Below are 14,050 nucleotides of genomic sequence, written 5' to 3' on the forward strand. Positions count from 1 at the left end.
CCGAAGTGACAAGTAAGTAATTATGTTTAGTGAATCTCCTATTAAACGCCGTAAGTCAAAACAAATTATGGTTGGTGATGTCGCCGTCGGTGGTGATGCGCCTATTTCTGTGCAATCGATGACCAACACCAAGACTACCGATGTTGATGCGACGGTGGCACAAATTCGTGCTCTGGAAAATGTCGGTGCCGATATTGTCCGAGTCAGTGTGCCGACTATGGATGCCGCAGAAGCGTTTAAACTGATTAAACAACAGGTCAAAGTGCCTTTAGTCGCCGATATACACTTTGATTATCGTATCGCCCTTAAAGTGGCAGAGTACGGTGTTGATTGTTTGCGCATTAACCCAGGTAACATTGGTAAAGAAGACCGAATTCGCCAAGTGGTTGATGCCGCTCGTGATAAAAATATTCCCATTCGTATCGGTGTTAATGGTGGTTCGTTAGAACGTGACTTACAAGAAAAGTACGGTGAACCGACGCCAGAAGCTCTGGTTGAATCGGCCATGCGCCACGTTGATATCCTAGATCGACTTAACTTCGATCAATTTAAGGTCAGTGTGAAAGCCTCGGATGCCTTTTTAGCGGTCGGCGCCTATCGTTTGTTGGCGAAACAAATCGACAATCCATTGCATTTGGGGATCACCGAAGCCGGTGGGTTTCGCTCCGGTGCGGTAAAATCGGCGGTTGGCATGGGCATGCTGTTAGCGGAAGGTATTGGTGATACGTTGCGCGTCTCGTTAGCGGCAAATCCGGTTGAAGAGATTAAAGTTGGTTTTGATATTCTAAAATCGTTGCGTTTGAGAAGCCGCGGTATCAATTTTATCGCCTGTCCAAGCTGCTCACGTCAGGAATTCGATGTCATCTCTACCGTCAATGCGCTAGAGGAACGTTTGGAAGATATTATCACGCCTATGGATGTGTCTATTATCGGCTGTGTTGTTAATGGTCCTGGGGAAGCTACAATTTCTGATTTAGGCTTAACCGGTAGTGCGAAAAAGTCGGGTTTTTACGTCGATGGCGAACGCCAAAGAGAGCGAATTGACAACCTTGATATTGTTGATCAGCTTGAACGTAAAATTCGTGCTAAAGCACAAATGATGGATAGCAATAATCGAATCGACATAAAACAATCCTGATCACGCTGTTTTTAGGGGATTTTGTTGTAAGATTGAGCAAAAATCCCCTATAATGCCAGCCTTTATTTTAAACACTTTGAAGAGACAATTTTTGTGAGCAAAGCGATTCAGGCAATTCGCGGCATGAACGACTGTTTGCCAGGTGAAACCAATAAGTGGCAAATGGTAGAAGACGTGTTGCGTCGAGTAGCCAGCAATTATGGATATGCAGAAATACGCATGCCGATTGTTGAGTCTACCAATCTTTTTAAACGCAGTATTGGTGAAGTGACCGATATCGTTGAAAAAGAAATGTATACCTTTGACGACAGAAACGGTGATAGCTTAACCTTGCGTCCAGAAGGAACGGCAAGTTGTGTGCGTGCCGGTAATCAGCATGGTTTGTTATACAACCAAGAACAACGTCTATGGTATATGGGACCAATGTTCCGCCATGAGCGCCCACAAAAAGGTCGTTATCGTCAATTCCATCAATTTGGTATTGAAAGCTTTGGTATCAGCACCGCTGATATCGACGCCGAAGTTATTTTACTTAGTGCTCGTTTATGGCGGGAACTTGGTATCAGTGAGTTTGTCACACTAGAGTTGAATTCATTAGGCTCTAATGAGGCGCGTGCTCAATATCGAGATGCATTGATTGCATTTTTAGAGCAACATCAAGATATTCTTGATGAAGACAGCAAACGTCGTATGTATTCTAACCCGCTACGGGTGTTGGATTCTAAGAACCCTGACGTGCAAGCATTGTTAAAAGATGCACCAAGTTTATCAGAGCACCTTGATCCTGAATCAAAGCAGCATTTTGATGAATTGTGTAAACGTTTAGATGCAGCTGGGGTGAGTTATCGTATCAACGAGCGTTTGGTTCGTGGCTTAGATTATTATAATCGCACTGTGTTTGAGTGGGTCACTGACAGTCTGGGCGCACAAGGCACGGTATGTGCTGGTGGTCGCTATGACGGTTTGGTGGAACAACTCGGTGGTAAAGGTACACCAGGTGTTGGTTTTGCTTTAGGCATCGAACGTTTGGTTCTTATGTTGACTGAACTGGAAAAGCTCGGCAATATTCGTTCATCGGTAGATGCTTACATCGTTATGGCTGGTGAGCAGGCAGAAATTACAGGTGTCGCACTTGCAGAGCAATGGCGAGATCAAGTAAAAGATATACGTATTCAATGTCACTGTGGTGGTGGCAAATTTAATAAACAATTAAAACGCGCGGATAAGTCTGGTGCTCAAGTTGCAATCATCTTAGGTGACAGTGAAATTGAGCAGCAACAGGCAACAATCAAATATTTGCGTGAGAAAAAAGAGCAACAAACGGTACCGTTCGATGGTGTCGCTAAATTGCTTGAAGAATTAATTTAAAGGGTAGTGTTGTGGAAGCATTTCAAACTGAAGAACAACAAGTTGAAGCGATAAAGTCGTTTTGGCAAGAAAATGGTAACTCGTTAATTGCTGGTCTAGTACTAGGTTTAGGCGGGTTTATTGGCTGGAACTATTATCAGGACAGCCAGCTGGAGTCGCAGTATGTAGCCTCCTATGAGTATCAGCAAACTATGGAGTCGTTTGCGAGCAAAGAGCAAGACTTTCGTAGTAATACTCAAGCCTTTATCGATGCCAACTCTGATAAAGTCTATGCCACGTTTGCTGCATTTGCGTTAGCGCAAGATGCTGTGCAATCAGAAGATTATGCAGAAGCAGAAAAGCAATTAAATGCTGCTTTGGCGTTAACCGTAAGCGATGACTTAACAGCGATCGCCAACTTACGATTAGCTCGTGTACAAATTCAGCAACAGCAGTTTGATGCGGCGTTACAAACGTTAGCAACGAGCTTCCCTGAGTCTTTTAAGGCAAATGTTGAAGAAACCAAAGGCGATGCGTACTTATTGCAAGACGATAAAGAGCAAGCGCGCGCAGCGTACCAAGCCGCTGCCGATGCAGGTGGCTTGCAAGGCAACCCGACATTGCAAATGAAACTGGATGATCTGGCTGTTACTTTAGCCCAATAATTGGAGATCTCCGTGAGATTTTTTAATAAACGCCTAATAAGTGTTGTTCTGTTATCAAGCGCGTTATTCGCTTGTTCATCAGACGACGAAGAAGAAGAAGATAAGGTGGCAGAGCTTACCGAAATTGATGCATTGTTTGAGCCAGAAGTGGTTTGGGACGAAAGCATTGGTGACGGTGTGGCACATTACTTTTCTCGTCTAAAACCTGCCATTGGTTACGATAAAGTATTCGCAGCGAGCCGTTTTGGTGAAGCCTACGCGCTTGACCAAAAAACCGGTGATGAAATTTGGTCTGTTGACCTTTTCGACATTAACGATGAACTAGGCTTTTTTGATGATCCTATTTCTGCTCGTATCGCAGGCGGCGCGACGCTAGGGTATGACAAGGTGGTATGGGGCAGTGAAAACGGTGACGTTTTTGCCTTAGACGCTAATACTGGTGAGCTTGTTTGGCACGCTAAAGTGTCAGGTGAAGTCATTTCAAAGCCAATTTTTGAAAGCAACTTGCTGATTGCCAACACCGGCTCTGGTGCCTTGATTGCACTTGACGCAAATACCGGTGAACAAGTTTGGAAAGCCGAGCAATCGGTGCCGCCATTAACGTTACGCGGTGTTAGTGGTGTTGTTGCCAGTTCTGGTGGTATTTTCCTTGGTCTAGCATCTGGTGAAGTTGGTGTTTATATCATTGAAAGTGGTCAGCAAGGTTGGGCAACCGAAATCGGTGAGCCAAGCGGTGCGACTGAATTACAACGTATTGTTGATGTTGACGTCACCCCGATCGTGGTGGGTGATAAAATTTACGCTATTTCTACGAATGGTAATTTAGCGGCAATTGACTTACGCAGTGGTCGTGAACTTTGGAAACGTAAATACTCGTCTTATCGTCAATTGACCATCAGTGGCAACCAAATTTTCGCAACCGATGTGCAAGGCCACGTTTATGCTATCGACCGCAATAGTGGTATGGAGCAATGGAGTAACCTGCTGTTGACCAATCGTCGTACAACCGGTGCGGTAAGCGTTGGTAAATACGTTGTGGTTGGCGACTTTGAAGGTTATTTGCATTGGTTTGATAAAACCGATGGCAGCATAGTTGCACGCCACGAAGTTGATTCGAGCGGTATCTATGTCACACCAACGGTTGTTGACGGCTTGCTTTATGTAATGAGTCGCGATGGTGACTTAGAGGTGGTTAAAACACCTGAACCAGCTGCAGCTGAATAAAACAATGTAAGGGCAATACGCCCTAAACTCGGCAAAAAATCGTCCGAGTTGCTAAAGTTATTAACGGTCCCATTATATAATGGGGCCGTTATTTGTTTCATTTTCCTCGTTTTTTTAACGAAGTACTATTGAGGTGGCCATGCTTCCTGTTGTTGCCCTAGTTGGGCGCCCTAATGTGGGTAAATCAACTTTGTTTAATCGTCTAACCCGCACTCGAGATGCGTTGGTTGCTGACTTTCCTGGACTGACACGTGATAGACAATACGGTCAAGCCGAAGTGGACGGTGAGCATTTTATTGTTATCGATACCGGTGGTATTGAGGGCAATGAGCAAGGTATTGATGCAAAAATGGCGGAGCAATCTCTGCTGGCGATAGAAGAAGCCGATGCGGTGCTGTTTATGGTGGACGCTCGTGCTGGCCTAACATCAGCCGATGAAGCGATTGCCAACCATTTACGCAAGCAAAGCAAAAAGGTGTTTTTGGTTGCCAATAAAATCGACGGTATCGATGCAGATTCTGCTATTGCTGAGTTTTACTCTCTTGGCCTTGGCGAGACGGTACATCAGATTGCCGCGGCACATAACCGTGGTGTTACCCAACTTATGTATGTTGCACTCGCACCGCATGTTGAAGCGTTTGCTCGCAGTGTAAATGAGATTGATGAAGACGATAGCCTTTACGAAGGCGACGATGATGTTGTCGAGTTGGCTGAAGGTGAAGAATTTGATGACAGCGATGAAATCGCTGCCGATGATAATATCAAACTCGCCATCATTGGTAAGCCAAATGTTGGTAAGTCTACATTAACCAATCGTATTCTCGGTGAAGAACGCGTTGTGGTTTATGATATGCCAGGCACCACCCGTGACAGTGTGTACATCCCAATGGAGCGTAACGAGCGTGAATATACGCTTATCGATACCGCCGGTATTCGTCGTCGTAAAAATATGCATGAAGCGGTGGAAAAGTTTTCGGTAATTAAAACCTTAAAAGCCATTGAAGATGCCAACGTGGTGTTATTGGTTATGGATGCCCGTGAAGGCATTACTGATCAGGATTTGAGCTTACTGGGCTTCGTGTTAAATTCAGGTCGCTCTTTGGTGTTGGTTGTTAATAAGTGGGATGGCTTAGATAACGACGTTAAAGATCGTATTAAATCTGAAATTGACCGCCGTTTAGGCTTTATCGATTTTGCTCGATTGCATTTTATTTCTGCATTACATGGTACTGGTGTCGGTCATATCTTTGAGTCGGTTGAAGAAGCGTTCGATTCTGCAACCAGACGTACCTCGACGGCGATGCTGACCAAAGTTCTTGATATGGCCGTTTTTGATCATCAACCACCATTGGTGAACGGACGTCGCATTAAACTTAAATACGCGCACGCTGGTGGCTATAACCCACCATTGATTGTTATTCATGGTAATCAGGTCAATCAATTACCAGCGTCTTATAAACGTTATTTGATTAACTATTTCCGCAAGTCGTTGAAGATAATGGGTACGCCAATCAAAGTCGACTTTAGAGGCACCATGAACCCATTTGCTAACAAACGTAAGTTAACATACACAGAACAAAAGAAACGAGCCCGAGCGACTCAGGGTTGGAATCTAGATAAAGACAAGTAAGCGTTCATCTAGACACATTAGGCAATTAAAAAAGGCGACCTAAGGTCGCCTTTTTATTTATCGTGTTCGCCTCAAATAGAGAGCCGCGATATCTAGCCTACGGAGTTTGTGGCTGTGTTGGTGCGGTCAAACCCTGATTGATGGCTGATATATCGGCTTCGGATACCGTACCTGCAGCTTCTTTCAAACGCAGCATATTAACGATATATGCGTAACGTGTTGTTGAAAGCTGACGCTTGGCATTATACAAGTTACGGGTACTTTCCAAGACATCAACGATGGTACGAGTACCAACTTCAAAACCTGCTTCGGTCGCTTTTAATGCACTCTCTGCAGAGATAACCGATTGCTCTAGGGCTTTAACACCTGAGATAGTGGCATTGATGGTGTTATAGGCATTTCGTGATTCACGAATAATCGAACGATAAATCAATTCCATATCTTGGCTAGCAACAACGTAATTTTGTTGCGCTTCACGTACCTGTGAACTTGTGTTGCCACCAGAGTAAATCGGCACATTCAATTGCAAACCAATTATTTGCGTATCGTCTTCTTGGCCATCAATATCTAGGAAGTCATCATCGGTATCGGTGGCAGATAAGCTACCAAATAAGCTCAGCGTAGGTAAATGACCTGAGCTGGCTAAATCGATGCTTTCTTTAGCAATATCCAAGTTAACTTTTTGACCTAGCAATTGTAAGTTTTTCGCTTCAGCCAATTTTTGCCATTCGTCGGCGTTGCTCGGCGTCGGCGAGTAAGGGCTGAATCGCTCGGTATTTAAAACACTTAGATCGCGTGGGTAAACACCGGTAATTTCGCGCAGTAATTCTTCTGCAGTATAAACTTGGTTTTCTGCTGCAATTTCATCGGCTACTGCGGTATCAAATTGTGCTTGTGCTTCATGAACATCGGTAATCGCGGTCAAGCCAACGGAGAATCGTTGCTTGGTTTGCTCTAATTGACGTTCGATAGCGGCTTTTTCTGCACGAGCAAATTCTAGGCCATCATAAGCGGCTAGAACGTTAAAGTACGCTTCGGTGACACGGGTGATCAATTGTTGTTTTACAAACTGATAATTAATGTCAAAACGATGCGCGTTCTTCTCGGCAATATCTAGACTCAACCAACTGTTGTGATGGTACAGCTGCATATTAAGTTGCAATGCAAGCTCAGTGGTTTCTGGTTCTAGGAAATCTTGGTCATCACGTTCTACTTCAGTTTGCGAGTAGGTGGCGGTGGCATTCAATTGAGGCAGCAAAACAGAGCGAGCCTGCTCAATAGTCTCTTGCGAGGCGTTAAATTGAGCTTGTGCACGAAGTACAGTTGGATCGTTATCTAGCGCTAATTGATAAATTTGTTGTAGGTCTTGCGCGTTAGTAAGTGAGCTGAAACCAGCCAACACTAAACCCGCAACAACAGAATTTAATTTTTTTATCATGAGTTTACTTTCCCTTAATTTACCAATGCTGATATTTTATTTGGTAATTGTATCGGTATTTAATGCTATGCTGAACAAAAATAGGGGTATCCAGCCTAGTTAAAGTGTAACAGAAAATTTCTCTAACACATTGTATTCGCTCAAAAGAATTACACAATATGAACAAACTTTACAAAATCAAACAATTTAACTCTGACGATTATATTGTCGAAGGCCGCGATGTTAAGTACCAGGGCTTTTTTCGCATTGATCAATATCAACTTAAGCATAAGTTATTTGCAGGTGGTGAAAGTGCGTTAATACGCCGTGAAGTGTTTGAGCGTGGTGATGCGGTTGTGTTAATTATCTTTGATAAAAAACAACGACAAGTGTTAATGATTGAGCAATTTCGAGTCGGTGCGATCCGCAGTCAAGATAATCCATGGTTGCTTGAATTTGTTGCTGGCATGTTTGATCAAGACGAACAGCCAATTGATGTCGCCATTCGCGAAGCCAAAGAAGAGGCCAATATTGATATTACGGCTGATGAGTGTCAGTTTGTTTGCGAATTTCTGCCGAGCCCAGGTGGTACCTCTGAAAAAATTTATATGTATGTTGCTTATACCGACTTATCAGCGTACCAAGATGGTCAAAATCATGGCCTTGCCGATGAACATGAAGATATTCTGGTGCATAAGCTACCCTTAACTGAGGCGTTGGCGTTGCAAGCACAAGGCAAAGTAAATAACGCCTCCAGCATTATTGGGTTACAATGGTTGGCTCTGCAGTTTGGTGGATAACTTTAACTGTCGTATTTAAAATGAAAACACAGGCTGTTTATGGCACGTTATCGTCCTGATATTAAAAACCTCATTAATTTAGCTGAAACCAGCTATATGATGCTTATTCGATTACTTGGTGGTATTGATGAGCAGGGGCAAGTGCGCGAATTTCATATAAGCGAGTCATTGTCTTATCGTATGTCGATATTGGAAAAAACTCGATATACGCAAATGGTACAGTTTCAACAATTAATTAATGCCAAAGAATCCTTAGCAAGCAAGGTCTATTTGCCCAAGCCGGCAATGACAATCCGTGTTTATCACGATGCTCGTATTGTTGAAGTGGTCGAAAGTCAAAATATGCGACAAATTAAACCACGCTATGATTACCCCAATCAGCGCATGCACCAACCCGATGAAAAACGCCAGACATTGGTGTTTTTAGTTGAATGGCTACAGTTGTGTCTGCAACAAGGTAAAGCCAATGTCACTTTCACAACCAAGTAAAAGGACGCTGTGTTAATGCCAACAATGTCCGTCGCGCAAATCTCAGATTGCCACCTCTATGAAGATAAAAGTGCATTGCATTATGGCGCCAATGTGTTTGACAATTTACAACGTATTCTCGATGAGCTTGGTAAATTAGCGCATTTAGATGCCATCGTCTTTACCGGTGATCTAACCCAAGATCATAGTCTTGGCTCGTATCAATTGTTTAACCAATTAATTATTGATGCCAAGCTCTCATGTCCATTGTATGTATTGGCGGGTAATCATGATGACGAGCACGTCATGGCTACGACGTTAACGGCGTCAACGATAAATCATAAAAAACACATTGAGCGCGGCAACTGGCAGTTATTGCTAACGCGCAGCAAAAGCGAAACGCCGGCAGGTTTTGTCGATAGCCATCATTTACAGCAATTAGCACATGTTGCTGATAGGGTAGAGCATACGTTGTTATTTATGCATCATCACCCAGTTGATGTGGGGTATTTTATCGACCGTCATGGCCTTAATAATCAAGCTGACTTTTGGCAAGCCGTTGAGGCAAACCAAAGCATAAGAGCTGTTGCTTGTGGTCATATTCATCGCGGCCAGACATACCAAGGCCCTAAAAACGTGCATGTGTATGCTTGCCCGGCAACCTCGATTCAATTTGATCCAGACTTTGACGGCGTAAAGGCTTTACCGAAAGGCGCTGGCTATCGACAGTTTATGTTGCATCACGATGGCACTATTACCACGACACTGGTCTATCTGGATTGATGCGCTTGCAACGATTGCTAATTATTCATGGTTTTAATAGCTCTCCCGGCTCGATGAAAGCGCAGTTAACTATGGCGTATTTCGACAAACACTTTCCTCATATTAAAGTGCATGCGCCGCAATTAAAATCGTCGCCGTTACAAGCGTTACAGCAATTACAGGACATCATTGCATCCCAACCAAATGCACACTGGTATATTACCGGTTCATCATTAGGTGGCTTTTTTGCCACCTACTTGAGTGAGCAATATGGCCACAAAGCGGTGTTAATAAACCCAGCGGTTAGGCCGTTTGAGCTGCTGCAAGATGTGATTGGTGAGCAAACCAATCCTTATACCAATGAAACCTATCATGTGTTGCCGCAGCATATGCAACAATTGCAAGATATGTATCAAAATCGCATCGACGCTAACAATTATATGGTAATGGTACAAACTGGCGATGAGGTATTGGATTACCGTCAAGCCGTCGAAAAGTACCAGCACAGCCACTTAATTGTGCAGCAAGGAGGCGACCATAGTTTTATCGACTTTGAAAAAATGCTGCCTGTTATTGTTAAATTCTTCCAATTAGAGAATAATGGGCATAGCGAGAGGGCGTAAAACTGATTTATTTTCAGTGTTTAACAACACGCCCCCTGTCATCAAAACGATAAAAACAATAATTCAACTTCTTTCACGATAGACGTTTATGACTGATCAATATAATTCTGAAGCCATTGAAGTATTAAGTGGTCTCGATCCGGTACGCAGACGACCGGGTATGTACACTGACACCATTCGCCCAAACCATTTGGGGCAAGAGGTTATCGACAACTCTGTCGATGAGGCCCTGGCCGGTCATGCCAGTAATATCCAAGTTATTTTACATGAAGATCAGTCACTTGAGGTTATTGATGACGGTCGAGGCATGCCCACAGATATCCACCCTGAAGAAGGGGTGCCTGGGGTTGAACTGATTTTCACTCGATTGCACGCCGGTGGTAAATTCTCAAATAAAAACTATCAATTCTCTGGTGGTTTGCATGGTGTTGGTATTTCCGTTGTTAATGCCTTGTCCAAACGAGTAGAAGTCATTGTTCGTCGTAATCAACAAGTGTTTGAAATGGCATTTGAGAATGGTGAAAAAGTCTCTGATCTCACCGTCACCGGTAGCGTAGGTAAAAGAAATACAGGTTCACGAGTGCGATTTTGGCCCGATGGTGGCTATTTCGATTCACATAAGTTTTCAGTGGCTAAAATGGCACACATCCTTAAGGCCAAAGCGGTACTTTGCCCTGGTTTATCGATTAAGTTTCACGATAAAGTTGGTAATGAAAAGTATCAGTGGTGCTATGAAAACGGCCTTGAAGACTATTTAAAAGAAGCAGTAAATAAATTTACCAATCTTCCAGAAGAGCCATTTATTGGCAGTTTTTCATCACAGCATGAAGCCGTCGACTGGGCTGTAACTTGGTTACCAGATGGCGGTGATAATGTTGGTGAGAGCTATGTAAACCTTATCCCGACCATTCAAGGCGGTACCCATGTCAACGGTTTACGTCAGGGGTTATTGGATTCCATGCGTGAGTTTTGTGAATTTAGAAACCTTATTCCGCGTGGCGTTAAACTGACGCCCGATGATGTTTGGGATAAGTGTTCTTATATCTTGTCGGTAAAAATTCAAGACCCACAATTTGCCGGACAGACCAAAGAGCGTTTGTCATCAAGGCAGTGTTCAGCGTTTGTGTCTGGTGTGGTCAAAGATTCATTCAGCTTATGGTTGAATGAGCATACTGAAATCGCCGAAGCCTTAGCTGAGTTTTGTATTTCCAATGCACAACGTCGCATGCGTGCCAGCAAAAAAGTGGTCCGTAAAAAGGTCACACAAGGTCCAGCCCTGCCAGGCAAGTTGACCGATTGTGGCTCACAAGAGCCAGAGCGCACCGAATTATTCTTAGTAGAGGGTGACTCTGCTGGTGGTAGTGCTAAACAGGCTCGAGACCGTGACTTTCAGGCGATCATGCCGCTGCGTGGTAAAATCCTAAACTCATGGGAAGTAGAATCAGGACAAATCCTTGCGTCACAGGAAATTCACGATATTTCCGTCGCCTTAGGAATCGATCCTGAGTCTGAAGATTTATCAAGCTTACGTTACGGTAAAATCTGTATCTTGGCGGATGCTGACTCTGATGGTTTGCATATCGCAACCTTACTTTGTGCATTGTTTATGCAGCACTTTTTGCCTTTAGTTCAAGCGGGTCATGTGCATGTAGCCATGCCACCGTTATATCGTATTGATGTCGGTAAAGAAGTATTTTACGCGCTTGATGAGCAGGAAAAAGACGGTGTGTTAGATCGCATTGAAGCGGAAAAACTGCGAGGCAAAGTCAACGTACAGCGCTTCAAAGGTCTGGGTGAAATGAACCCACTGCAACTTCGAGAGACCACCATGGATCCAAATACACGACGTTTGGTGCAGCTAACGGTAGATGAATTTGATACAACGATGGAACTTATGGATATGTTGTTATCGAAAAAACGTGCAGGTGACCGTAAAGAATGGCTACAAGAAAAAGGTAATTTGGTTAACCTGACCTAATTATTCTTAATAAACCTCTCATATTGACATAAAAAACGCAGTCTTTACTGCGTTTTTTATTACCTTTTGTCCGGGTAACTGGTTGAATTAATGCCTATTTTTTATATCAGACAAGAACTTCAAAATCTCCCTGCAAATAAAAAATATTAGCCTATACTTGAGATAATTCTGTGCAAAAAACTAGAGATAGGTGTCATGAAAAAACTACTGATTGCAATGCTAAGTGTTGTCTTGGTTGCTTGTTCTGCAAGTGGCGATACCCCTGCGCAGCAACGCGCAACGATTGACAATATAAACAATGAAGTTCTTGCCAAAGTCGATAAAGAAAGCCCTGGCGCTGCTGCCAAAGCAAAATCAGCCGCTGGTGGTTATGCGACATTCACAAATGGTCAGGTTAACTTGATATTCTTCGCCGCAGGCAGTGGCTTTGGTGTTGCGACCAGTAGTGGTGGTAAGAAAACCTATATGGATATGTATGAAGGTGGCATAGGTTTAGGTTTAGGCGCAAAAGATTTTGATGTGTTATTTGTCTTTCACACGGCCGAAGCGTTCAATAACTTCGTTGAAAAAGGCTGGGCGTTCGGTGCTGAAGCCGATGCTGCGGCAAAAGCTAACGATAAAGGCGGTCAAGCAAGCGGTGGTGTGACCATCGGTGACATTACTGTCTATCAATTGACTGAAGCTGGTTTGGCTCTGCAAGCGACGTTGAAAGGTACTAAATACTCGAAGAATGATGAATTGAATTAATTTGATTTAAACATTCTATTAATTACTCCCGAAAAACACCCTGACTTGTCACTAGGGTGTTTTTTTATGCGTGCAGTTTATTGTTACGCTGAGCGATAAAATTTCTACTATGCTAAGTAAATACCTATAAACACCATGTAAACTAATGAGTTAGACATGAAAAATAGCCACATCTTTCGCAGTATCTCGGTCATTATTATAATGTGCTTGCTCAACGCGTGTAGCGCTAGCGTACCGGCGACTCATGTGCGCGCTGAAATTCTAAGCTTGCGTGATCAAACCATTGCCGACATTAGCGAATACGATCATAGCTTTGCCGCATCCATCAAGCGTCAAGCTGGCTATGCAGTGTTTGGCCTTGCCGCAAACGACAAACTACCGTTTCCAAGCGATATGGCTGTTGGCGTATTACGAAATCAGCAAAACAGTGAAAATGTTTTTATGCTCGCGCAAACACCATCATTAAATGATGTGAGCCAACGCTTACTGTTTGTTTTTGACAGTCACAGCAACATGATGGCGTTCATTAGCCAAGCGAAAACATTTGATGACATCGATGATCTGCCAGAGCAGCAAAACTATCAGTTTCAACCTGGCAGCGTGAACGCTTATCTGGTTGCAGAAGATGGCAGTTATCAGCCTATTGCTATCCAGTCAGGTCGCTATTGGCAAAATAATAATTTACACTAGTTTTCTCAATCACCACTCTCGGCACGAGCAATAAACGAGTCATGAATATCAGTGAATCTCAACAACAAGCGAAGACCCTGTGTCATATTTCTGTGGGTACCAATCAATTAACCAACGCCAGTGAATTTTACGATGCGGTTTTAGCAACATTAAATATTCATCGAGTGACCGAGCATGAGCAATCTGTCGCCTATGGTAAAGGTTACCCTACCTTCTGGTTGCAAATCCCCTTTGATCAAGGCGTGGCAACGGTCGCTAATGGCTCACATATTGGTTTTATGGCAACCAGTAAACAGCAAGTGGATGCCTTTTATCGTGTGGCGATAGCGCATGGTGCTAGATGCAATGGCAAACCAGGACCTCGCCCTGAATACGGTGATCCATATTATGGTTGCTTTGTTATCGATTTAGATGGGCATCGCATCGAAGCCAGCTTTTGGGACGTAAATTATTCAAAATAGTGGTTAAAATCTTGTAAACCAGAAAAAACAGTTTTTAACTTGCTGTTTTTTCGATATTCTAGAAATCATAATAATAATCATATTTATACAGATACTTTGA

The 14,050-nt window shown here is 43.4% G+C and carries 14 protein-coding genes; 13 read left to right on the forward strand and 1 reads right to left on the reverse strand.

Features of this window, described 5'->3' with window-relative positions; translation table 11 throughout:
* The first annotated feature begins 22 nt into the window (after positions 1 to 22).
* From ispG to der, 5 genes are all read left to right on the forward strand, one after another.
* Positions 23 to 1,138 (forward strand): flavodoxin-dependent (E)-4-hydroxy-3-methylbut-2-enyl-diphosphate synthase, encoded by a 1,116-nt coding sequence (gene ispG / locus E2K93_RS11575; RefSeq protein WP_135439245.1) that lies wholly within the window; start codon positions 23 to 25, stop codon positions 1,136 to 1,138.
* A gap of 93 nt (positions 1,139 to 1,231) precedes the next feature.
* Positions 1,232 to 2,506 (forward strand): histidine--tRNA ligase, encoded by a 1,275-nt coding sequence (gene hisS, locus E2K93_RS11580; protein WP_135439246.1) that lies wholly within the window; start codon positions 1,232 to 1,234, stop codon positions 2,504 to 2,506.
* An 11-nt stretch (positions 2,507 to 2,517) separates the two neighbouring features.
* Positions 2,518 to 3,150, forward strand: a complete 633-nt coding sequence (locus E2K93_RS11585) for a YfgM family protein (RefSeq protein ID WP_135439247.1) — start codon at positions 2,518 to 2,520, stop codon at positions 3,148 to 3,150.
* A gap of 12 nt (positions 3,151 to 3,162) precedes the next feature.
* On the forward strand, positions 3,163 to 4,374 hold the full coding sequence (gene bamB, locus E2K93_RS11590; RefSeq protein WP_228445282.1) for an outer membrane protein assembly factor BamB: 1,212 nt from the start codon (positions 3,163 to 3,165) through the stop codon (positions 4,372 to 4,374).
* A 139-nt stretch (positions 4,375 to 4,513) separates the two neighbouring features.
* The gene (der, locus tag E2K93_RS11595; protein ID WP_135439249.1) at positions 4,514 to 6,004 is read left to right on the forward strand and encodes a ribosome biogenesis GTPase Der; all 1,491 of its coding nucleotides are present in this window, start codon (positions 4,514 to 4,516) and stop codon (positions 6,002 to 6,004) included.
* Between the two features lie 97 nt (positions 6,005 to 6,101).
* On the opposite strand, the gene tolC is transcribed toward der, so the two are convergent.
* Positions 6,102 to 7,442 carry an outer membrane channel protein TolC gene (gene tolC, locus E2K93_RS11600; RefSeq protein ID WP_135439250.1) on the reverse strand — a complete coding sequence of 447 codons (1,341 nt, stop codon included), beginning with the start codon at positions 7,440 to 7,442 and terminating at the stop codon, positions 6,102 to 6,104.
* A gap of 158 nt (positions 7,443 to 7,600) precedes the next feature.
* Here tolC and E2K93_RS11605 point away from each other — a divergent pair, with 158 nt between their 5' ends.
* The 8 genes from E2K93_RS11605 to E2K93_RS11640 all read left to right on the forward strand — a co-directional run bounded on the left by E2K93_RS11605 (position 7,601) and on the right by E2K93_RS11640 (position 13,950).
* Entirely contained in the window at positions 7,601 to 8,221 is a 621-nt protein-coding gene (locus E2K93_RS11605) for an NUDIX domain-containing protein (protein ID WP_135439251.1), read from the forward strand.
* 39 nt (positions 8,222 to 8,260) lie between these two features.
* A complete protein-coding gene (locus E2K93_RS11610; protein WP_135439252.1) occupies positions 8,261 to 8,710 on the forward strand; it encodes a DUF1249 domain-containing protein in 450 nt (149 codons plus the stop codon).
* Between the two features lie 15 nt (positions 8,711 to 8,725).
* A complete protein-coding gene (locus E2K93_RS11615) occupies positions 8,726 to 9,472 on the forward strand; it encodes a metallophosphoesterase (protein WP_135439253.1) in 747 nt (248 codons plus the stop codon).
* 5 nt (positions 9,473 to 9,477) lie between these two features.
* Positions 9,478 to 10,074 (forward strand): YqiA/YcfP family alpha/beta fold hydrolase, encoded by a 597-nt coding sequence (locus E2K93_RS11620; RefSeq protein ID WP_228445284.1) that lies wholly within the window; start codon positions 9,478 to 9,480, stop codon positions 10,072 to 10,074.
* An 88-nt stretch (positions 10,075 to 10,162) separates the two neighbouring features.
* Positions 10,163 to 12,052: a DNA topoisomerase IV subunit B gene (gene parE, locus E2K93_RS11625; protein WP_135439255.1), complete on the forward strand. Its 1,890-nt coding sequence runs from the start codon at positions 10,163 to 10,165 to the stop codon at positions 12,050 to 12,052.
* A gap of 195 nt (positions 12,053 to 12,247) precedes the next feature.
* Positions 12,248 to 12,799, forward strand: coding sequence for a YSC84-related protein (locus E2K93_RS11630; protein ID WP_135439256.1), 552 nt, complete (start codon positions 12,248 to 12,250; stop codon positions 12,797 to 12,799).
* 156 nt (positions 12,800 to 12,955) lie between these two features.
* Positions 12,956 to 13,489, forward strand: a complete 534-nt coding sequence (locus E2K93_RS11635; RefSeq protein WP_135439257.1) for a hypothetical protein — start codon at positions 12,956 to 12,958, stop codon at positions 13,487 to 13,489.
* Between the two features lie 41 nt (positions 13,490 to 13,530).
* Positions 13,531 to 13,950, forward strand: a complete 420-nt coding sequence (locus E2K93_RS11640; RefSeq protein ID WP_135439258.1) for a VOC family protein — start codon at positions 13,531 to 13,533, stop codon at positions 13,948 to 13,950.
* Positions 13,951 to 14,050: the final 100 nt, after the last annotated feature.

The organism is Thalassotalea sp. HSM 43, assembly GCF_004752005.1.
In the GTDB taxonomy this organism is placed as follows: Bacteria; Pseudomonadota; Gammaproteobacteria; order Enterobacterales; family Alteromonadaceae; genus Thalassotalea_A.

Bases quoted from the DNA above. Each gene is read 5' to 3' on its own strand.
- ispG (WP_135439245.1), top strand. From the start codon at position 23: ATGTTTAGTGAATCTCCTATTAAACGCCGTAAGTCAAAACAAATTATG.
- der (WP_135439249.1), top strand. From the start codon at position 4,514: ATGCTTCCTGTTGTTGCCCTAGTTGGGCGCCCTAATGTGGGTAAATCA.
- tolC (WP_135439250.1), bottom strand. From the start codon at position 7,442: ATGATAAAAAAATTAAATTCTGTTGTTGCGGGTTTAGTGTTGGCTGGT.
- E2K93_RS11605 (WP_135439251.1), top strand. From the start codon at position 7,601: ATGAACAAACTTTACAAAATCAAACAATTTAACTCTGACGATTATATT.
- E2K93_RS11610 (WP_135439252.1), top strand. From the start codon at position 8,261: ATGGCACGTTATCGTCCTGATATTAAAAACCTCATTAATTTAGCTGAA.
- E2K93_RS11615 (WP_135439253.1), top strand. From the start codon at position 8,726: ATGCCAACAATGTCCGTCGCGCAAATCTCAGATTGCCACCTCTATGAA.
- parE (WP_135439255.1), top strand. From the start codon at position 10,163: ATGACTGATCAATATAATTCTGAAGCCATTGAAGTATTAAGTGGTCTC.
- E2K93_RS11630 (WP_135439256.1), top strand. From the start codon at position 12,248: ATGAAAAAACTACTGATTGCAATGCTAAGTGTTGTCTTGGTTGCTTGT.
- E2K93_RS11635 (WP_135439257.1), top strand. From the start codon at position 12,956: ATGAAAAATAGCCACATCTTTCGCAGTATCTCGGTCATTATTATAATG.
- E2K93_RS11640 (WP_135439258.1), top strand. From the start codon at position 13,531: ATGAATATCAGTGAATCTCAACAACAAGCGAAGACCCTGTGTCATATT.